Consider the following 18,033-nt stretch of genomic DNA (forward strand, 5'->3'; position numbering starts at 1 on the left):
GCGGTGAACCCGCGCCCGAATTGAGGTCGGCATGACGGCACCCTCCGGTAGCCCCCGGACGGATTCCGGCGCGCTCTCCTCCCCGGTGCAGGTGTCTGGCCCAAGCTCGCCGTCGTCTCTGCTCACGGGGCCGACCGCGGTTCTGCGTCGAATCGGCGGCAGCGCGCTCACGGTTTTCCCCATCGCCCTGAGCGGCACCGTCTTCGGGTGGACCACCGATGGGCCGACGACGACGGCAATCCTGAACCGCTTCGTCGAACGAGGCGGCACATTCATCGACACTGCCGATTCGTACGCTGGCGGGCGCAGCGAAATCATGATCGGCAATTGGATGCGCGAGCGCGGCAACCGCGACCGGCTCACGATTGCGACGAAGGTCGGCAAGAGCGCCGACAACCCTGGTCTGTCTGCACCGGCAGTCGAGCGAGCGGTCAAGGCATCGCTGCAACGCCTTCGCGTCAGCCACATCGACCTGCTGTACCTGCACATCGACGATGAGTCGGTGCCGTTCGATGAGACGCTTCTGGCGGTCGACGAGCTGATCCGCGCCGGCGACGTGCGGTACTTCGGGGGCAGTCATCACACGGGCAACCGACTGTTCGAGGCGCGTATCGCGTCGGGCCAACTCGGGGTCGCCCCGATGGTGGCGGTGCAGAACCACTACAACCTCGTGCATCGCGACGAGTATGAGGGTGATCTCGCGCGCGTTGTCGCTCAACTCGACCTCGGCGTCATGCCGCGGTTCGCGCTGGCCGGTGGCTTCCTGACCGGCAAGTACCGAAGCCGCGCCGACCTCGAACGGTACCGACGGGGGCCGGAGGCGGCGCCTCACCTCAACCGACACGGGCTCAAGCTGCTATCGACGATGGACCGCATCGCCGAACGCACTGGCACGACCGTGACCACCGTCGGCCTGTCGTGGCTCCTGTCTCGACCGAGCGTCGTCGCTCCGGTGGTGTCGGTGAGTCACCCCGATCAGCTAGATGCCGTGATGGCGGCCCCCTGGACGGCGCTGAGCCGCCACGAACTGACGGAACTCGACAGGGTCAGCGCGGAGCGTCGCACTCAGCGATAAGGCGCTCGGCGACCCGACGCAGGCCCGCGCGGGCGGCGACGTCATCGGCCATGTACGACCAGGCGTATGCGCCGTTGATTGCGAGCGTGAGCTCGTCGGCGGCCGCACCCGGCAGCGGATGTCCCAGTTCGGCGAAGACCTCCGACAGTCGCGCGGCGACGTGGTCGGTGTAGGCCGAGGTGACCTCGCGCACGGGGTGCTGGCGGTCGGGGTACTCGGCCGCGGCGTTCATGAACGGGCAGCCCCGATAGCTTTCGCTTTCGATCGTGGCCTCGACCATGTCGACAACGCGACCGATGGTCGCGGCGGCACCGCGAGCATCCCCGATGGCATCCTTAAGCCGCGCTTCGCCGCGCTGGCGCTGAATCTCGACGTAGTCGAGCACGAGGCGATCTTTCGATCCGAAGTGCTTGTAGAAGGTGGCCTTCGTGACCGATGACTCGGCGATCAGCAGGTCGACGCCGGTCGCGCGAATGCCCTCGTCATAGAACAGGCGCAACGCGGTGTCCAGGATGCGGATCTTGGCGGGGGCCATGGGGCGCTCGCGTCGCGCCGTGGCTACGGGGTTGGGGGCTGTCAGGGTCACCGGGGTCTCCTTGATCGGGGTGCGTGCCGTCACAGTAGCATGCGGACAGACAAGCTCGTCTGTCCGCAAGCGTACCGGTCTGACCCCAATTCGGGGCACGGAGCCCCGGCGAGTCGTATCAGGCAATGGCCTAGGCTCGATGGGGCCGACAAAGGAGTGTGCGACGACGTGTCTCGGTATGTGTATCTGGTGCGACATGGAGAACAGCAAGACGCGGAACACGGACTTCCCGACGGCCCCCTGAGCGGGCGAGGGCAACGGCAGGCCCGCGCCATCGCTGAGCGGCTGAGCGGTGTTCCCTTCGCGAGCGTGCACACTTCGCCCCTGCAGCGGGCGGTCGAAACGGCGACCTACATGACCGAACGGATGCCCTCGATCGAGCCCCAGCTCTCGAGCCTGCTGATGGACTGCGTGCCGTCCGGCCCCGAACCATCGATGCCCGCGGCCTTCGAGCCCTTCTTCGGTGGAATAACCCCGGAGGAGATCGCCGCCGGCGAGGCGCAGATGGCGGACGCCACGGCCGAATGGTTGTCGCCGTCCCGGGAGGACCGTCACGACCTGCTGATCACGCACAACTTCGTCATCGCGTGGTTTGTACGCGAGGTCTTTGGCGCTCCGGCGTGGCGGTGGATGGGCGTCAATCAGGCGAACTGCGGGCTCACGATCATTCGCGTGCGCTCGGCCAAGCCGCCCGTGCTCGTGACCCACAACGACCTCGGGCACCTGCCCACGGAGCTGCGCACGGGGCTTCCCGTCGAGCAGCCCTTCTAGCGGTCGACGCTCGCCGCCTCGAGGCGGTCGAGTCGCGCTTTCGTGTAGGCCATGCTCGATGACTCGGTGCCGAGCAGCCGCCGCATGATCCCCAACCCGATGCGCGTCGCCGTGATCGCCGGCCACCACGGGCGGCGGAGGCCGAGCATCCGCCGGTATTCGGTGGGAAGCGACGCGACAGCGCCGGCGAAGAAGATGCGGTAGACCGGGCCGGCACCGAGTCCCAGTGGGGGACGGCGGAGCCAGCGCACAGCTTCATCGACGCGGTCGTCACGGCGCAATACGGGTCGGTAGGACGCGATGGCCGCGTGGAGCGCGTCACGCGTGCGTGGAGGATCGGCCATGCCCATCAGTCGGCCCGCGGTCGCCCACTCATCGACGTAGGCGTCCGCGCCGCCGGGGATCGGCCCGCCCCACGTCTCGTGGCAGCCGAGGAAAGCGTCGGCGAAGACGCAGTGCACCCAGCCGATGAGGTCGGCGTCGTCGGCCGAGTACGACGCCGGCGCGCCGTCGGAGCCTGCGTAGTCTCCGCGTACCTTCTCGTGCAGGCGCGTGATCTGCTGGCAGACCTCCGTGGCGCGGGCGCGGTCCGCGAACGTCGTCGTCAGTACCCAGCGCACCGTGCCGGCGACGACGGCGGGTCGGGCCATGATGGAGCGAGCGTGCCACACGCTGCTGGGCATGACTCGAAAGCGGGCTGAGTGAGGCGGGGGCAGGCCCGTGACGCCGTTTTGCGAAAATACCCCTGGGGGTATACCCTCAGTGCATGAGCGAAACCCGCACCTACGTCATCATCGGTGGCGTCGCTGGCGGCATGTCCGCAGCCACCCGCTTGCGCCGCCTGGACGAGCGCGCCCGCATCATCGTCGTCGAGAGAGGAGAGCACGTCTCCTTCGCCAACTGCGGTCTGCCGTACCACGTGGGCGGGGTGATCGACGACCGCGATGCCCTCATCCTGCAGACGCCCGCCGCTCTCGGAGAGCGTTTCGCTCTCGACGTGCGGGTGCGCACGGAGGCGATCGTGATCGACCCGGATGCGCGGACGGTCACGGTGCGCGACCTCGCCTCGGGAGGCGAGGAGCGCATCCCGTACGACGCTCTCGTTCTGAGCCCCGGCGCGTCGCCGGTGCGCATCCCGATTCCGGGCGTTGAGCGCGGCCTCATCCTGCGCGACCTCGCCGACATGGACGCGATCATCGCCGCGGCCGACGGTGCCACGCGCGCTGTCGTCGCCGGCGCGGGCTTCATCGGGCTCGAACTCGCCGAGAATCTGCACCGCCGCGGGCTCGACGTGACGGTCGTGGAGATGCTGCCGCAGGTGCTGCGCCCCCTTGACGTCGAGATGGCCGAGCTGGTTGCACAGCGCATTCGAGAGGCCGGGGTCACTCTGCGCCTCGAGACGAGTCTTGCCGCCATCGGTGACAAGCACGTCGTCGTGGGGGAGGGCGAGCAGATTCCTGCCGACCTCGTCGTCCTGAGCGTTGGAGTGCGCCCCGAGAGCGGGCTCGCGCGCGACGCCGGACTCACGCTCGACGAGCGCGGCTACATCGTCGTCGACGAGCACCAGCGCACGTCCGATCCGCACATCTGGGCGGTGGGGGATGCGGTGGTCAAGCAGCGCATCGACGGCCCGGCAACGCCGGTCTGGCTTGCCGGCCTGGCCAACCGGCACGGCAGGCTCGCCGCCGACGCCATCGCTGGACGAGCCCACGCGGCTGTCCCCGCCCTCGGGACCGCAATCATCGGGCTGTTCGGCCTCACCGCCGCGGCGGTCGGGCGCACCGAGCGCGAGCTGCGCGACGAGGGCCGCGCGATCCGGGTCATCCACACGCACCCCCTGGACCACGCCGGCTACTACCCGGGTGCGACCCAACTCGCGATGAAGCTGATCGTCGATGAGCAGACCGACCGCATCCTGGGCGCGCAGGCGGTGGGCGAGTCTGGTGCCGACAAGCGCATCGACGTCATCGCCACCGCGATGGCGGGCGGACTCACCGCCAGCGCGCTCGCCGACCTCGAACTGGCCTACGCGCCACAGTTCGCGAGCGCCAAAGATCCGGTGAACATGCTGGGCTACGTCGCCGACAACCTGGCGCGCGGTGAGCAGAGCGTGCAGTGGCACGAGCTCCCTGCCCGCCAGGCCGACGGCTGGATCCTCGTCGACGTGCGAACGGACGAGGAGAACGCCGCCGGAGCGATTCCGGGCTCACGGCTGATTCCGCTCGACGAGCTCCGAGCACACGCCGAGGGCTTGCGCGGCGAGCGCGTCATCGTGCACTGCAAGGTCGGTCAACGCGGCCACACCGCGGCGCGACTGCTGGAGCAGTACGGTGTGACGGTGGCCAACCTCGACGGTGGCTACCTCACCTGGTCAGCCGGCGCCGCCGCCACGGGGCTTCCCACGAAAGGACACGCTGCATGAGTGCCGAGATCGACGTCGACCAGCTCGCCCAAGTGATGGCGAACGGAGCACGTGTGATCGACGTGCGCGAGCCCGACGAGTACGCCGAGGCGCGCGTCCCGGGAGTGCAGCTCATTCCGCTGGCCACGATCCCCGACGCAGTGGACGAACTGGCAACCGACGACGACACGATCTACGTGATTTGTCGCTCGGGGGCGCGTAGCCTTCGGGCAGCCGACTACCTGAACGCCAACGGTGTCGAGGCCGTGTCGGTTGCGGGCGGCACCATGGCGTGGATTCAACGGGGGCTCGACTACGAAACCGGAGAAGGCGCATGACCACCATTCCCGCTGACGAGGTTGACCGCATCGTCAATCGGCTACGCCGCGCTCAGGGTCAGCTCGGCGCGGTGCTCTCCATGATCGAAGACGGTCGCGATTGTCGCGACATCATCACCCAGCTCTCGGCGGTGTCCAGCGCCGTCGACCGGGCTGGTTTCGCGATCATCGCCTCCGCGATGAAGGAGTGCCTCCGCGAGGACAGCGACGATCAGGCCCTCGAGGTCGCGCAGCTCGAGAAGATGTTCCTCAGCCTGTCGTAGCGTCGTCGAGGCGACGTCGCGGTCAGATCCGCCGCGCCATGACGTAGCCCTGTCGGTTGCGTTCGCTGCCGACGGGTGCCCGATTGACAGTGGCCTCAACAGTAAAGCCAGCAGCGCGCACGAGGCGAGCGATCTCATCTGGTTCGTGCAGCACAACACGAAGAGTGACAGCGTGGCCATACGCCCGATTTGCCGCGCGCTCGCCGCTGCCCGCATGGAAGCCGAGAAGTAGTAATCCACCTGGCGACAGCACCCGCCGTGCCTCCGCGACAATGTCAACCACTTCGTCGTTGGGGCTGTGGATGATCGCGTACCAGCAGAGCATTGCGCCGATCGAGTCGTCCGCATAGGGGAGCGAACGAAGGTCGCCTGTTTTCAGGGGGATGTTCGGGTGGGCCTGTCGAGCGAAGACGAGCATCTCGGGCGAGAGATCTACACCGAGGAGGTTCGTGACCCCCCGTGCAGACAGATGGCTGAGCATCCGGCCAGTTCCGCAGCCAGCATCGAGGACGGGGAGGGCTGAGTCGGGCAGCTGTGAGATGAAATGGTCGATGAGTCCCATCTCGAGGAAGGCTTCGTAGCGTGTGTCCGGAAGTACGTCCGCATACGTTGCCGCCACCGTGGCGTAAAGGTGACGCGTCTCGGAGATTCGATCTGCACTCACAGCGTGGAGAGCGGCTTGCCCAGCCACACGTTCGCGTTGGGGTTGTCGTTGTACGGCTCGACCGGACGGAACCCGAGCGCCCGATAGAGGGCGGCCGCCGAGGCGAGAGAATCGTGTGAGTCGAGCACCATCTCCTGCGCGCTGAAGTCGTCTCGCGCCCGCCGCATCAGCTCGCGCACGAGTTCGGCGCCGACCCCCGCCCCGCGCGCGTGGGGCTGTACCCAAAGGTGCTTCAATTCAGCGCGACGTCCGTCGGGGCCGTCAGCGAGCATCCGAATGCCGGCGCAGCCGACGTCGGCCGCCTCGCCGGCGAGGTTCTCGCCCTCCGCGATGAGAAAAACGCCGCGCTCGCCGGTCAATTCTTCCGGCCGAGCGGGCGCGACCCGGTACGAGAGCCCCTGCTTCGCGAACGCCGCGGCCCGCCACGCGGCGTACTGATCGAGCAGGATGCGCGCGGCCGGGTCGTCGGCGGCGCTCACGCGAAAGACGGTCACGCCCACCGAGCGTAGTCAGGTCCCGGCGTTCGTGCGGAAGCACGCGACTAGGCTCAAGTCATGGTCACCCGGGTCGCCGTCGTCGGCGCGAGCGGACGCCTCGGCTCCGTCGCGTGCGACGTCATCGCACAGCAGTCCGATTTCGTTCTCGCCGCCCAGCTGAACTCGCGCAGCGACCTCGACGAGATGCTCGGCTCCGACGTCGTGCTCGACGTCACGACGCCTGGGGTCTCCGGCACCGTGGTCGACCATGCGGTTCGGGCTGGCCTCGACGTCGTCGTCGGCACGAGCGGCTGGAGTGAGGAGCGCCTCCGCACCCTGCGCGCCCTCCTCGCCGAGCACCCCGAGCGCGGAGTCATCGTCGTGCCGAACTTTTCGGTCGGCTCGGTCCTCGCCACGCACTTCGCGACGATCGCGGCCCGCTTCTACGAGTCGATCGAGATCGTCGAGGGGCATCACGCGGCCAAGGTCGACTCGCCATCGGGCACCGCCGTGCGCACCGCCGAGCTCATCGGCCGCGCCCGCGCCGAGATCGGCCCCGTCGTTGCCCCGCACGTCGACCAGCGGGCCCGCGGGCAGCAGGTGGCCGGCGTGCCGGTGCACTCGCTGCGACTGCAGGGCGTCGTCGCGCAGCAGGAGGTGCACTTCGGCGGCGACGGCGAGGTGCTGACCCTCCGCCACCAGACGCAGTCGGCGTCGAGCTACGAGCAGGGCATCCTCGCGGCGTTGCGCGCCGCGACGGCCCACACCGGACTGACGGTCGGGCTCGACACCCTCATCGGGCTCACCGGGCAGGGCACGTGACCCGCGCCCGCCTCGGCGTCGCCGTCATGGCGCTGCTGCTCGCGCTCTACCTCGTCGTCGTGGCGCTGTACGCCGTGCGACTCGTGGGTGACCCCCTACCCGTCGTGCAGGCGATGGGGTGGGCCCTGATCGTGCTCCCGCTCATCGGCGGCTGGGCGCTCATCGCCGAGATCCGCTTCGGATTCGCCGCCGAGCGACTCGCAGGTCTGCTCGAAGCGGAGGGCGGGCTTCCCGACGACACCCTGCCCGCGACGGCCAGCGGCCGCCTCGACCGGGAACGCGCCGACGAGCTGTTCCTGCGCTTTCGGGCCGAGGTCGAGGCCGACGAGAAACCGTGGCAGAACTGGTTCCGGCTCGCGCTCGCCTACGACGCCGCCCGAGACAGGCGCCGTGCTCGCTGGGCGACGCGCGAGGCGATTCGCCGCGAACGCGACAGCCGGCGCTGACGCGCGGCGCGCATCCCGAGATCGGATGCTCGCGGCGCCTTTTTTCTACGCGGCCGCCCGCTGCGGGTTCACGAGCGCCTGAATTGCGTCCTCCACCGTCTCGTCACGGAAGGTGAAGCCGTCGTCGAGCAGGCGCTGCGGCACGACCTTCTGGCTCGCGAGCAGAAGTTCGCGGCCCGCCTCACCCATGCCGACCGAGATGAGTTTCTCGGGCAGCGTGAACAGGTGCCAGCGGTGCATCGCGGCGGCGAGCGCGCGGGTCACGCGATCGCTCGTCGCCGGGGTCGGGCCGGCCAGATTCACCGGCCCGCTGAGGCTCGACGTGAGGAGGTGCCGGATCGCCGCCGCCTCGTCGTACAGGCTGATCCACGGCCAGTGCTGGCCACCGGTGGCGACGCGGGCCGCCGCGCCGAGGCCGGTGAGTACGCGAAGCGGGGTCATGGCACCGCCCGGCCCGATGACGAGGCCGGTGCGCGCGAGAACGACGCGCGTCTCTTCGGGGGCGAGCAGTGCTGCCTCCTCCCACGCCGCGACCACGTCGGCCAGGAAGCCCTCACCGCGGGGCGCGTTCTCGTCGAGACGCACGGCGGGCTGGTCGCCGTAGATGCCGACCGCCGATCCGCTGACGAATACGCGCGGGGGAGTGCTGGCCATCCCCATCGCTTCCGCGAGGGCGCGGGTGGCGTGCACCCGCGACTCGAGGATTTGCTTCTTCCAGCCGGACGTCCAGGGGATGCGCGAGATGGAGGCGCCCGACAGGTTGACCACCGCATCCACCGATTCGAGGATGCGGAAGTCGAGCACGCGAGATTCGGGCGACCACGCGAACTCGGTGTCGCTCTTCGGGGTGCGACGAACGAGCGTCAGCACCTCGTGACCGTCCGCGCGAAGCTGGCTCTGCAGCTCGGTGCCGATCATGCCGGAGGCGCCGGCGATCAGCACCCGCATGGGCGTGGATGCTGCCATTTAGGCGAGCGTCGCTTCGAGCGTGATCGAGACACCCGCGAGAGCGGCGGAGACGGGGCAGCCCGTCTTGGCATCCTCGGCGAAGGTGGCGAACTGCTCGGGGCTGAGGCCGGGAACCTTGGCGTTGACGAGCAGGTGGCTACCCGTGATGCCCTCGCCGGGCTGGAAGGTCACCGCAGCCGTCACCTGCAGGCTCTCGGGCGGGTGCCCGGCACCGGTCAACGCGTGCGACAGCGCCATCGAGTAGCAGGCCGAGTGTGCCGCGCCGAGCAGCTCTTCGGGGTTCGTGGTGCCCGCCACACCCTCACTGCGGGCAGCCCACGTGACGGGAAACTCGGCGGAGTCGGAGGTGTCGAGCGAGGTGGTTCCGTGCCCCTCGGTCAGTGACCCGAACCAGAGGGTCGTTGCTTCGCTCGTCACTGCCATGGCTGGTCTCCTTCGTCGCCGTGCGGTCGGGAGCACAAGCCTAGAGCGCGGGGCCGCGCGTCGGTAGGGAGGACTCTCAGGCGGCGCGGCGGCCGATCAGGCCGGCGCGCACGAGCAGCACGTACATCTGGCAGCCGAGGCAGTACGCGAACGCGGCGTTCAGGAAGGCCGCAACAAAGGCGGCAGCAGCGGCGACCGCCAGCGCACCCGGCACGCCCAGCAGGTGCAGCACCAGACCCGTGCCGGTGACGAGCAGGCCGACTCCCTGAGCAAACGTGGGAGCCGCCGGGTCTTCGCGCTCGCTCGGCGGGCCGAGACGCGGGGCGACAAGCGCTCGGAACACGGCCCCGTAGGGGTGTCGCTGGATGCCCGCAAACGCACCCCACGCGAAGAGCGCCACCAGCACGACGAGAAGCAGGGCTGCGGGTTCGAGCAGGCGATCGACGGCCGTCGCGGAGATCGGGGTGACAAGGGCGAGGCCCACGGTCACGAGCAACAGCACGCTCGTGATGGCGGCGCCGAAGCGCGGGCCGCGCGGGTCGATGCCGGGCGCGGCGGGCGATGCGGCGCTCACGCGGCGACCTCCTCGCGAATGGTGCGAGCATCCTGCAGCGTCTGGCGCACCGTGTCGACGGTTGCGGCGCCGATGATGCGAGAGCGCACGCGGCCGGCGCGGTCGACCACGAGGGTGGTCGGGGTGCTCATGATGCCGAGCTCGCGCACCAGTTCGGGATGCTCGGTGACATCAATCTCGCGGTGACCGACCGTCGCGTCGTCGCTCGCCAGCTGCCCGCCCACGCGGCGCATGGCGGCACAGGCCGAGCAGACCGGGCTCGACAGCTGCAGCAGGGTGAGCTCGGCTCCGTCGGCGGTCAGGGCGCGGTCAACGTGCTGGCCGTCGGCGCGTACGCGACCCTGCGCGGCGCGCACGGCGATGCCGATGAGGGCCGACACCGCGACAAGCGCGGCCAGCGTTGCGAGAGCGAAGAGGGGATCCACGCACAAGAAAATACGGGGCCCGCCCGAAATATTCCCCGCCTGTGACGCCGCGTGACGCCGCGTGCGGGCGTGTGGCGGCCTCGGCTGTCGGCGCGGGCGGCTAGGGTTTCGACCGTGAGCGAGCAGTCAGACGAGGTCGTGTTCCGGTCCGATGTGACGGTTGAGCTGGTGCGCTCGAGCGCCGCCGACTCCGACGTGCTGTTCGCGGCGCGCGTGTCGACGCAGGGTGAGAAGACGCTCGACGCGGCCGCCGCCGGCGACGCGGCGACGGTGCGCGACCGCGGGCTCATCAACTACTTGATGCGCGACCGGCACGGCTCGCCGTTCGAGCACAACTCGATGACCTTCTACGTGCAGGCGCCGATCTTCGTGTTCCGCGAGTTCATGCGCCACCGCATCGCCTCCTACAACGAAGAGTCGGGCCGCTACCGCGAGCTGCGCCCGGTGTTCTACGTGCCGGGCCCCGAGCGCAACCTCGTGCAGGTCGGAAAGCCCGGCGCCTACGAGTTCCTGCCCGGAACGCCTGAGCAGCACGCCCTCGTCGACGCCGAGGTGCGCGCGTCGTGCGAGGCCGCATACGCCTCGTACCAGCGGATGCTCGATGCCGGCATCGCGCGCGAGGTCGCCAGGGCGGTCCTCCCCGTCACGATCTACTCGACGATGTACGTGACGATGAACGCGCGCTCGCTCATGAACTTCCTCAGCTTGCGCACGAAGCGCGAGGGCACGCACTTCCCGTCGTTCCCGCAGCGCGAGATCGAGATGGTCGCCGAGCGGATGGAAGAGCACTTCGCCGAGCTCATGCCCCTTACCTACGAGTCGTTCAACACGAACGGCCGCGTCGCCCCGTAGGTCGCGCCCCGCGTCACCCCGCCCCGCGCCGCGCCGAGTCGCCCCGCGCCGCGTCACCCCGCCCCGCGCCGTTCAATCGAGCCACGATCCCCGCCTGACGACGTCACGCGTGTCCGCGACGTCAGTTGTGGCTGCACGGTTTCGGCGCGTCACGTGCTCACAGCGGCGTGTTTTCGGCGCGGGCTGACCTCGCGGACACCAATCCTCCCGATGCGCGTGTGATGCCCTCCGTTGCACGAGTGTCGACCACCGTGCGACGCGTGCACTGCGGACGCCTGATGGTTCCGCCATGAAGACACCGTCCATTCACCAACGACTCGCCGATCTCGACGGCATCGCTCATGTGTCCGAACTTGCCCTCACTGCGACGCAATCGCGCCGCCTGCGTCGGGCCTATGCGCGGGGCCTCGTTCTGCGGCCACGCCTAGGCATCTACGCGCTCCCGTCGTCGACGGTGGATGCACGACGCGCAGCCGCCATCGGAGGTCGCCTCGCGGCCACGTCCGCTCTGGGGCAGCACGGGCTATGGGTGCCCGACCCCCGCGTCGTCCCGGCGGTGAGATTCCTGCACGTTGAGGTGTCCGGCACGTATCGCGTCGAGCCGATGGCATGCGCGCCACTCGTGTCCGTCGTGCTGTGGAACCGACACGCGGTGGGGCGCCCCCTCGGGATGCAGCCCATGTTGGAGACCCTTCGACAGTGCGCGGAACTTCTCCCTCCAGCGCAGGCGGTCGCGGTGCTCGACTCAGCGTTGCGGCGAACGACTCTGACGCGCAGCGGCCTGCTGCGCGCCGCCCGATCCTGGGCATTGCGTACGCGTGAGGTGGCGGCGCGCACTGATGGTCGTGCCGAATCTGGCACGGAAAGCATCCTGCGCATTCTGCTCGCAGATGCGGGCATCACCGCGATCCCTCAGCCGCGCATCCCGACTGGTGATCACCATCGCGCGGACCTGTTGATCGGCGACCGACTGCTCATCGAGTGCGACAGCGAAGCGCACCACGCCGATCCTGCGTCTCGTCGCGCTGACCTCAGCCGAGACCTTCACCTCCAGGCGATCGGGTTTCACGTCATCCGTGTCGACTATCGCGATCTGGTTGACGACCCCGCAGGAGTGATCGGCTTGATCCTCGCGGTCGTATCGCGTGGAGAGCACCTGTCCGCGGCGTCAGCGTGGACATCCGACACGCCGCCGCGGGCGCCGCACTGAGGAGCGTTGCGCCGGACAGCTGACGTCGCGGACACATCAGTGCCGGACCGCAGATGTCGCCGATACGTCATCGCCGAGGTTCGGCGCCCGAGACACCCCAAGCGTGCAGCCACCGCACGGACCCGCAGGGCGCGCCGCCCGCTCACCGCGGTAGCCTGGGTACGTGAGTGCAGCGAACCCCTTCGGCCAGGTCTTGGTCGCCCTCGTGACGCCGATGACCGCCGACGGCGAGGTCGACTGGCCGGGCGTCGAGCAGCACATCGACTATCTGTGCACGCACGGCGCCGACGGCATTGTCGTCACCGGCACGACGGGCGAGACGTCGACGCTTACCGACGCCGAGAAGTTGCGCCTCGTGACCGTGGGCAAAGAGGTTGCGGCGGGGCGGGCATCCATCATTACGGGCGGCGGCTCGAACGAGACGGCGCACGCGATCGAGCTGTACAAGGCGAGCGAGAAGGCCGGCGCTGACGGCGTCATGGTCGTCACCCCGTACTACAACAAGCCCACGCAGGCGGGGGTGCTGACCCACTTCCGCATGATCGCCGACGCGACCGACCTGCCGGTGATCCTGTACGACATCCCGGGCCGCGCGGGCATCGAGATCAAGTACGAGACGATTCTGCGCGCTGCGAAGCACCCGAACATCGTGGCGGTGAAGGATGCGAAGGGCGACCTTTCCGAGGTCAGCCGCGTCATGAATCAGACCGATCTCATGTACTTTGCCGGCGACGACGCGAACGTTCTGCCGACGCTCGCGATCGGCGGTACCGGTCTGATCGGCGTGACGGCGAACATCGCGCCCGCCCCGTACCGAGCGATCGTCGACGCGGTGAACGCGAACGATCTGGCGACGGCGACGCGCCACCACCAACTGCTCGAGCCGCTTGTTCGGGCGATCATGACCCATGTTCCCGGCACGGTCGCGGCGAAGTACGTGTTGCACGGCCTCGGTCGCATCGGCTCGCCGCGCGTGCGCCTTCCCCTCGTCGGCCCCGAAGACCACGAGGCGGCGATCATCGAAGACGAGATGGCGCTGGTGAAGGACGTCGACGGCGTTGACCTCACCCGCTTCCGCCCCGATCGCAATGCGGCGGCGGGCGGCGCCCTCCCGAAGGTCGCCGGCACCACCCGATAAGACTCCACCCGGGGGCGCGAAGCCCCGCCAACCGGCCCGGGAACGGGCCCGAACGAGAACTCAGAGGTCCGTCCCTTATGCCCCACGCCATTGAAGACGCTCCCGCGCTCGAACCCGGAACCCTGCGCGTCACGCCGCTCGGCGGCATCGGTGAGGTCGGCCGCAACATGGCCGTGTTCGAGTTCGACGGCAAGCTGCTCATCGTCGACTGCGGCGTGCTCTTTCCCGAGGAGCACCAGCCCGGTGTCGACCTGATCCTGCCTGACTTCTCGCCGATCCGCGATCGCCTCGACGACGTCGTCGGCGTTGTGCTCACCCACGGCCACGAAGACCACATCGGAGCGGTTCCGTACCTGTTGCGCCTGCGCGCGGACATTCCGCTCATCGGCTCGCAGCTCACGCTCGCCCTGATTGAGGCGAAGCTCAAGGAGCACCGCATCAGCCCGTACACCCTCGCGGTGAAGGAGGGGCAGCGCGAGCGCCTCGCCCCCTTTGATCTCGAATTCGTCGCCGTGAACCACTCGATTCCGGATGCTCTCGCCGTCGCCATTCGCACCCCTGCGGGTCTCGTGCTGCACACCGGCGACTTCAAGATGGACCAGCTGCCTCTCGACGGCCGCATCACCGATCTGCGCGCCTTCGCCCGCCTCGGAGAGGAGGGCGTCGACCTATTTATGACCGACTCGACGAACGCCGACGTGCCGGGATTCACGCCCGTCGAGCGCGAGATCGGCAACGTGCTCGAGAGCGTCATCGCGAAGGCCCCGCGCCGCGTGATCGTCGCGAGCTTCTCGAGCCACGTGCACCGCGTGCAGCAGGTGCTCGATGCTGCTCACGCGAACGGCCGCCGGGTGGCGCTGCTCGGCCGTTCGATGGTGCGCAACATGGGGATCGCCGCCGAGCTCGGCTACCTGAAGGTGCCCGAGGGCATTCTCATCGACCACCGCAAGGCCGCGGACCTGCCCGACGACCGCATCGTCTACATGTCGACGGGTAGCCAGGGCGAGCCGATGGCGGTTCTCGCCCGCATGGCGAACCTCGAGCACCAGGTCGAGATCGGTGAGGGCGACACGGTCATCCTCGCCTCGAGCCTGATCCCGGGCAACGAGAACGCGGTCTACCGCGTCATCAACGGTCTGACCGCGCTGGGCGCGAACGTCGTGCACAAGGGCAACGCCCGAGTCCACGTGAGTGGCCACGCGGCGGCCGGTGAGCTGCTCTACTGCTACAACATCGTGCGCCCGAAGAACGTCATGCCGGTGCACGGCGAGGCCCGCCACCTGGTGGCGAATCAGCGCCTTGCTATCGAGACGGGCATCCCGGTCGAGAACACGGTGCTCGCCGAGAACGGAACCGTCATCGACTTGAAGGACGGCGTCATTCGCGTGGTCGGCCAGCTCGATCTCGGTGAGGTCTACGTCGACGGGTCAACCGTCGGCGAGATCACGGATGCTGACCTCAAGGACCGCCGCATCCTCGCTGAGGAGGGCTTCATTTCGATCTTCGTCGCGGTCGACGCGCAGACCGGCAAGGTCGTCGTGGGCCCCGAGATTCACGCGCGCGGCTTCGCCCCCGACGACAGTGTTTTCGATGACGTGATCCCGCAGCTCGTGCGCGCCCTGTCGGAGGCGGCCGAGAACGGCACGCGCGACAGCCACGCGTACAGCCAGATCGTGCGCCGCACGGTGGGCCGCTGGGTCAACACGCAACACCGCCGCCGGCCCATGATCGTGCCGGTCGTCGTCATCGCCTAAGCGTGTCAGTCCCGGGCGCGACTGTCGCGCGCGGGTACCGTGTCGGGCATGGCCTCCGGCTCCCGCACGACACGAACGCGCCCGCAGTCGGGCGGGTCGTCCCGCGCGTCCTCGCGCACCTCGTCGAAGCGGTCAGACACGGCGCCGACGAAGAAGCTGCCCGCGTCGAAGCGGCCGGCCGCGAAGGCTCCCGCCTTTGAGCCGAACGAGCCCGGTCTGTTGACGCGCGCCTGGATGGGCCTCGCCCACGCGACGGGCGCCGCGTTCCGCCTGTTCGGCCGCGAGACCCTGGCGAAGGAGGACCGCCGCGACGGCGTGCCGTTCTTCCTCGTCGTGCTCGCTGGCCTCGGGGCGCTCGTCGAGTGGTTCTTGTTCGGTGACCCGGTCGCGGTCGCACTCGACGCCTTCACGTTCGGTGGGCTCGTGGGCCGCGTCGCCTTCGCGCTGCCGGTCATCATGCTGATGTTCGCCGCCTGGTTGTTCCGGCACCCGGCGAGCGTGCACGACAACACGCGCATCGGCATCGGGCTGGGCCTGCTCATCGCGAGTGTCAGTGGGCTGTGCCACATCGCGCTCGGCGCGCCGAACCCTTCTGATGGCGCCCCCGTGCTCGCCCAGGCGGGCGGCCTGATCGGCTGGGTGCTCGGTGGGGTGCTGTTGCTCGCCACCGTGTGGGTTGCGGTGCCGGTGCTCGTGGTCCTCGCCGCACTGTCGGTGCTCATCATGACGAAGACCCCGCCGAACCGTATCGGCGCCCGGCTGCGCGAGCTGTACGCCTACCTCTTCGGGGCCGAACTCGCGGAGCGGCCTGAGAAGTCGAAGACGCAGTCCACCGACAGCGACGATGATGCCGACGAGTTCGGTTCGCTCACTGATCTCGGCCTCGACATGGAGGACGAGTCGTCGATGCCGTGGTGGCGCAAGGGCAAGGCGCCCCGCCGCGAAGAGCTGCCGTTCGACTCCGCCGTCGAGCGCGACCAGCCGACCGACGTGATCGACCCTGAGGCGCTCGCCCGAGTCTCCGACGACCTGACCGCGGTCGCCGATGCCGCCGAGCAGGCGGTTCAGCGTTTCACAGGCGAGCAGCCGTCGCCGTCCGCCGCCCCCGCCGCGACGCCCGCGGCCGGTGGCGACGCCCTCGACATCGATGACGACGCGGATGCTCGCTCCGAGCATCCGACGCCCGTTTCGTCGGGTGCGCCGACGCGCCCGTACCGTCTTCCTGCGCCGAGCGTGCTCGAGCAGGGCACGCCGCCGAAGGCGCGCAGTGCCGCGAACGACGCGGTTGTCGCCGCCATCACGGATGTGCTCGAACAGTTCCAGGTTGATGCGAAGGTGACAGGCTTCAGCCGCGGACCGAGCGTCACGCGCTACGAGATCGAGCTGGGGCCGGGCGTCAAGGTCGAACGGTTCACCGCGCTGACGAAGAACATCTCGTACGCGGTCGCGAGCAACGAGGTGAGCATCCTTTCGCCGATTCCGGGCAAGAGCGCGATCGGTGTCGAGATTCCGAACACCGACCGCGAGATCGTGACCCTCGGCGACGTGTTGCGCTCGAGCGCGTCCGCGAAGAGTCTGCATCCGATGTCGATCGGGGTCGGTAAAGACGTCGAGGGCGGCTACGTGGTCGCGAATCTCGCGAAGATGCCCCACCTCCTGGTCGCCGGGTCGACCGGCTCGGGTAAGTCGAGCTTCATCAACTCGATGATCACGAGCCTTCTGATGCGGGCGAAGCCGGCCGAGGTGCGCATGGTGCTGATCGACCCGAAGCGGGTCGAGCTCGCCGCCTATCAGGGCGTTCCGCACCTGATTACTCCCATCATCACGAACCCGAAGAAGGCGGCCGAGGCGCTGCAGTGGGTCGTGAAGGAGATGGATATGCGGTACGACGACCTCGCGTCGTTCGGGTTCCGCCACATCGACGACTTCAACCGTGCCGTGCTGGCGAACGAGATCGTGCTGCCGGAGGGCAGCCAGCGAAAGCTGCAACCGTACCCCTACCTGCTCGTCGTCGTCGACGAGCTCGCCGACCTGATGATGGTGGCCCCGCGCGACGTCGAAGACTCGATCGTGCGCATCACGCAGTTGGCCCGCGCGTCGGGCATCCACCTCGTACTCGCCACGCAGCGACCGAGCGTCGACGTCGTCACCGGGCTCATCAAGGCCAACGTGCCGAGCCGCCTCGCGTTCGCCGTGTCGAGCATGACCGACAGTCGCGTCATCCTCGACCAGCCGGGCGCTGAGAAGCTCATCGGCCAGGGCGACGGCCTGTTCCTTCCGATGGGGGCCAACAAGTCCATGCGCGTGCAGGGCGCGTGGGTGACCGAGGGCGAGATCGCTGCGGTCGTGAAGCACGTGAAGGATCAGGCTCGCCCCGAGTACCGCAGCGACGTGGCCGCCGAGGCGCAGAAGCGCGAAATCGACGCCGACATCGGGGACGACCTCGAGGTGTTGCTCGCCGCCGCCGAACTGGTCATCACGACGCAGTTTGGCTCGACCTCGATGCTGCAGCGCAAGCTCCGCGTCGGCTTCGCGAAGGCCGGTCGTCTCATGGATCTGCTCGAGTCGCGCGAGATCGTCGGCCCGTCGGAGGGTTCGAAGGCTCGTGACGTGCTCGTGACGGCCGACCAGCTCCCAGAGGTGCTGGCACGCCTGCGCGGCGAGGATCCGCCCTCGTCCGGCGCCCAGCCCACCGGCCAGGCCCCGGCGCTCGTGGGCGACGATCCCGTCGACGCGATGACGCGCGGCTATCCTGAACAGCAGGCCTCCTCCGACGAGGACGCCTGGAGCCTGACCGGGCGCGAGTGATTCCCCCGGTCTCATTCCCAGGGGAGGGGACGCGGTGA

20 protein-coding genes are annotated in these 18,033 nt (G+C 68.9%); 12 read left to right on the plus strand and 8 right to left on the minus strand.

Annotated elements, in window-relative coordinates:
* Nucleotides 1–31: 31 nt before the first annotated feature.
* Nucleotides 32–1,075: an aldo/keto reductase gene (locus CPY97_RS05330; RefSeq protein ID WP_096421103.1), complete on the plus strand. Its 1,044-nt coding sequence runs from the start codon at nucleotides 32–34 to the stop codon at nucleotides 1,073–1,075.
* Here the strand turns inward: CPY97_RS05330 and CPY97_RS05335 are convergent.
* On the minus strand, nucleotides 1,047–1,661 hold the full coding sequence (locus CPY97_RS05335) for a TetR/AcrR family transcriptional regulator (protein WP_161494078.1): 615 nt from the start codon (nucleotides 1,659–1,661) through the stop codon (nucleotides 1,047–1,049). The genes CPY97_RS05330 and CPY97_RS05335 overlap by 29 nt on opposite strands.
* A gap of 168 nt (nucleotides 1,662–1,829) precedes the next feature.
* Between CPY97_RS05335 and CPY97_RS05340 the strand changes: the two genes are divergently transcribed.
* On the plus strand, nucleotides 1,830–2,432 hold the full coding sequence (locus CPY97_RS05340) for a histidine phosphatase family protein (RefSeq protein ID WP_096421105.1): 603 nt from the start codon (nucleotides 1,830–1,832) through the stop codon (nucleotides 2,430–2,432).
* Here the strand turns inward: CPY97_RS05340 and CPY97_RS05345 are convergent.
* The gene (locus CPY97_RS05345; RefSeq protein ID WP_161494079.1) at nucleotides 2,429–3,082 is read right to left on the minus strand and encodes an oxygenase MpaB family protein; all 654 of its coding nucleotides are present in this window, start codon (nucleotides 3,080–3,082) and stop codon (nucleotides 2,429–2,431) included. The genes CPY97_RS05340 and CPY97_RS05345 overlap by 4 nt on opposite strands.
* Before the next feature lie 116 nt (nucleotides 3,083–3,198).
* On the opposite strand from CPY97_RS05345, the gene CPY97_RS05350 reads away from it, so the two are divergent.
* Genes CPY97_RS05350 through CPY97_RS05360 form a run of 3 tightly spaced genes read left to right on the plus strand, consistent with a single transcriptional unit; the run spans nucleotide 3,199 to nucleotide 5,434 of the window.
* Nucleotides 3,199–4,854 (plus strand): FAD-dependent oxidoreductase, encoded by a 1,656-nt coding sequence (locus CPY97_RS05350; RefSeq protein WP_096421107.1) that lies wholly within the window; start codon nucleotides 3,199–3,201, stop codon nucleotides 4,852–4,854.
* On the plus strand, nucleotides 4,851–5,171 hold the full coding sequence (locus CPY97_RS05355; protein WP_096421108.1) for a rhodanese-like domain-containing protein: 321 nt from the start codon (nucleotides 4,851–4,853) through the stop codon (nucleotides 5,169–5,171). Before CPY97_RS05350 ends, CPY97_RS05355 begins: the two co-directional genes overlap by 4 nt.
* The gene (locus CPY97_RS05360) at nucleotides 5,168–5,434 is read left to right on the plus strand and encodes a metal-sensitive transcriptional regulator (RefSeq protein WP_096421109.1); all 267 of its coding nucleotides are present in this window, start codon (nucleotides 5,168–5,170) and stop codon (nucleotides 5,432–5,434) included. The genes CPY97_RS05355 and CPY97_RS05360 overlap by 4 nt, the downstream gene beginning before the upstream one ends.
* 22 nt (nucleotides 5,435–5,456) lie before the next feature.
* Here CPY97_RS05360 and CPY97_RS05365 read toward each other — a convergent pair whose 3' ends face one another.
* The gene (locus CPY97_RS05365) at nucleotides 5,457–6,098 is read right to left on the minus strand and encodes a class I SAM-dependent methyltransferase (protein WP_150129202.1); all 642 of its coding nucleotides are present in this window, start codon (nucleotides 6,096–6,098) and stop codon (nucleotides 5,457–5,459) included.
* Nucleotides 6,095–6,592 carry a GNAT family N-acetyltransferase gene (locus CPY97_RS05370; RefSeq protein WP_096423394.1) on the minus strand — a complete coding sequence of 166 codons (498 nt, stop codon included), beginning with the start codon at nucleotides 6,590–6,592 and terminating at the stop codon, nucleotides 6,095–6,097. Before CPY97_RS05370 ends, CPY97_RS05365 begins: the two co-directional genes overlap by 4 nt.
* A gap of 60 nt (nucleotides 6,593–6,652) precedes the next feature.
* Here CPY97_RS05370 and dapB point away from each other — a divergent pair, with 60 nt between their 5' ends.
* Together dapB and CPY97_RS05380 are read left to right on the plus strand one after the other, a co-directional pair.
* On the plus strand, nucleotides 6,653–7,396 hold the full coding sequence (gene dapB / locus CPY97_RS05375) for a 4-hydroxy-tetrahydrodipicolinate reductase (protein WP_096421111.1): 744 nt from the start codon (nucleotides 6,653–6,655) through the stop codon (nucleotides 7,394–7,396).
* Nucleotides 7,393–7,842: a hypothetical protein gene (locus tag CPY97_RS05380; protein ID WP_231924053.1), complete on the plus strand. Its 450-nt coding sequence runs from the start codon at nucleotides 7,393–7,395 to the stop codon at nucleotides 7,840–7,842. Before dapB ends, CPY97_RS05380 begins: the two co-directional genes overlap by 4 nt.
* A gap of 45 nt (nucleotides 7,843–7,887) precedes the next feature.
* On the opposite strand, the gene CPY97_RS05385 is transcribed toward CPY97_RS05380, so the two are convergent.
* The 4 genes from CPY97_RS05385 to CPY97_RS05400 form a co-directional block, all read right to left on the minus strand.
* Nucleotides 7,888–8,808 carry a TIGR01777 family oxidoreductase gene (locus CPY97_RS05385; RefSeq protein ID WP_096421112.1) on the minus strand — a complete coding sequence of 307 codons (921 nt, stop codon included), beginning with the start codon at nucleotides 8,806–8,808 and terminating at the stop codon, nucleotides 7,888–7,890.
* The gene (locus tag CPY97_RS05390) at nucleotides 8,809–9,234 is read right to left on the minus strand and encodes an OsmC family peroxiredoxin (protein WP_096421113.1); all 426 of its coding nucleotides are present in this window, start codon (nucleotides 9,232–9,234) and stop codon (nucleotides 8,809–8,811) included. It abuts the gene before it with no gap.
* Nucleotides 9,235–9,310: 76 nt separating this feature from the next.
* The gene (locus CPY97_RS05395; RefSeq protein ID WP_096421114.1) at nucleotides 9,311–9,808 is read right to left on the minus strand and encodes a DUF4395 domain-containing protein; all 498 of its coding nucleotides are present in this window, start codon (nucleotides 9,806–9,808) and stop codon (nucleotides 9,311–9,313) included.
* A complete protein-coding gene (locus tag CPY97_RS05400) occupies nucleotides 9,805–10,233 on the minus strand; it encodes a thioredoxin family protein (RefSeq protein ID WP_161494080.1) in 429 nt (142 codons plus the stop codon). The genes CPY97_RS05395 and CPY97_RS05400 overlap by 4 nt, the downstream gene beginning before the upstream one ends.
* Before the next feature lie 114 nt (nucleotides 10,234–10,347).
* Between CPY97_RS05400 and thyX the strand changes: the two genes are divergently transcribed.
* The 5 genes from thyX (at nucleotide 10,348) to CPY97_RS05425 (ending at nucleotide 17,995) form a co-directional block, all read left to right on the plus strand.
* Complete coding sequence (thyX, locus tag CPY97_RS05405; RefSeq protein ID WP_096421116.1) at nucleotides 10,348–11,085, plus strand: FAD-dependent thymidylate synthase; 738 nt, start codon at nucleotides 10,348–10,350, stop codon at nucleotides 11,083–11,085.
* Between the two features lie 289 nt (nucleotides 11,086–11,374).
* Nucleotides 11,375–12,295, plus strand: a complete 921-nt coding sequence (locus CPY97_RS05410; protein ID WP_096421117.1) for an endonuclease domain-containing protein — start codon at nucleotides 11,375–11,377, stop codon at nucleotides 12,293–12,295.
* 163 nt (nucleotides 12,296–12,458) lie between these two features.
* A complete protein-coding gene (dapA, locus tag CPY97_RS05415; protein ID WP_096421118.1) occupies nucleotides 12,459–13,433 on the plus strand; it encodes a 4-hydroxy-tetrahydrodipicolinate synthase in 975 nt (324 codons plus the stop codon).
* A gap of 77 nt (nucleotides 13,434–13,510) precedes the next feature.
* Complete coding sequence (locus CPY97_RS05420; RefSeq protein ID WP_096421119.1) at nucleotides 13,511–15,187, plus strand: ribonuclease J; 1,677 nt, start codon at nucleotides 13,511–13,513, stop codon at nucleotides 15,185–15,187.
* 48 nt (nucleotides 15,188–15,235) lie between these two features.
* The gene (locus CPY97_RS05425; protein WP_096421120.1) at nucleotides 15,236–17,995 is read left to right on the plus strand and encodes an FtsK/SpoIIIE family DNA translocase; all 2,760 of its coding nucleotides are present in this window, start codon (nucleotides 15,236–15,238) and stop codon (nucleotides 17,993–17,995) included.
* Nucleotides 17,996–18,033: the final 38 nt, after the last annotated feature.

Source organism: Microcella alkaliphila (genome assembly GCF_002355395.1).
GTDB classification, from domain to species: domain Bacteria; phylum Actinomycetota; class Actinomycetes; order Actinomycetales; family Microbacteriaceae; genus Microcella; species Microcella alkaliphila_A.

Bases quoted from the DNA above. Each gene is read 5' to 3' on its own strand.
- CPY97_RS05330 (WP_096421103.1), top strand. From the start codon at position 32: ATGACGGCACCCTCCGGTAGCCCCCGGACGGATTCCGGCGCGCTCTCC.
- CPY97_RS05410 (WP_096421117.1), top strand. From the start codon at position 11,375: ATGAAGACACCGTCCATTCACCAACGACTCGCCGATCTCGACGGCATC.
- CPY97_RS05345 (WP_161494079.1), bottom strand. From the start codon at position 3,082: ATGGCCCGACCCGCCGTCGTCGCCGGCACGGTGCGCTGGGTACTGACG.
- CPY97_RS05385 (WP_096421112.1), bottom strand. From the start codon at position 8,808: ATGGCAGCATCCACGCCCATGCGGGTGCTGATCGCCGGCGCCTCCGGC.
- CPY97_RS05350 (WP_096421107.1), top strand. From the start codon at position 3,199: ATGAGCGAAACCCGCACCTACGTCATCATCGGTGGCGTCGCTGGCGGC.
- dapB (WP_096421111.1), top strand. From the start codon at position 6,653: ATGGTCACCCGGGTCGCCGTCGTCGGCGCGAGCGGACGCCTCGGCTCC.
- CPY97_RS05420 (WP_096421119.1), top strand. From the start codon at position 13,511: ATGCCCCACGCCATTGAAGACGCTCCCGCGCTCGAACCCGGAACCCTG.
- CPY97_RS05390 (WP_096421113.1), bottom strand. From the start codon at position 9,234: ATGGCAGTGACGAGCGAAGCAACGACCCTCTGGTTCGGGTCACTGACC.
- CPY97_RS05355 (WP_096421108.1), top strand. From the start codon at position 4,851: ATGAGTGCCGAGATCGACGTCGACCAGCTCGCCCAAGTGATGGCGAAC.
- CPY97_RS05360 (WP_096421109.1), top strand. From the start codon at position 5,168: ATGACCACCATTCCCGCTGACGAGGTTGACCGCATCGTCAATCGGCTA.
- CPY97_RS05425 (WP_096421120.1), top strand. From the start codon at position 15,236: ATGGCCTCCGGCTCCCGCACGACACGAACGCGCCCGCAGTCGGGCGGG.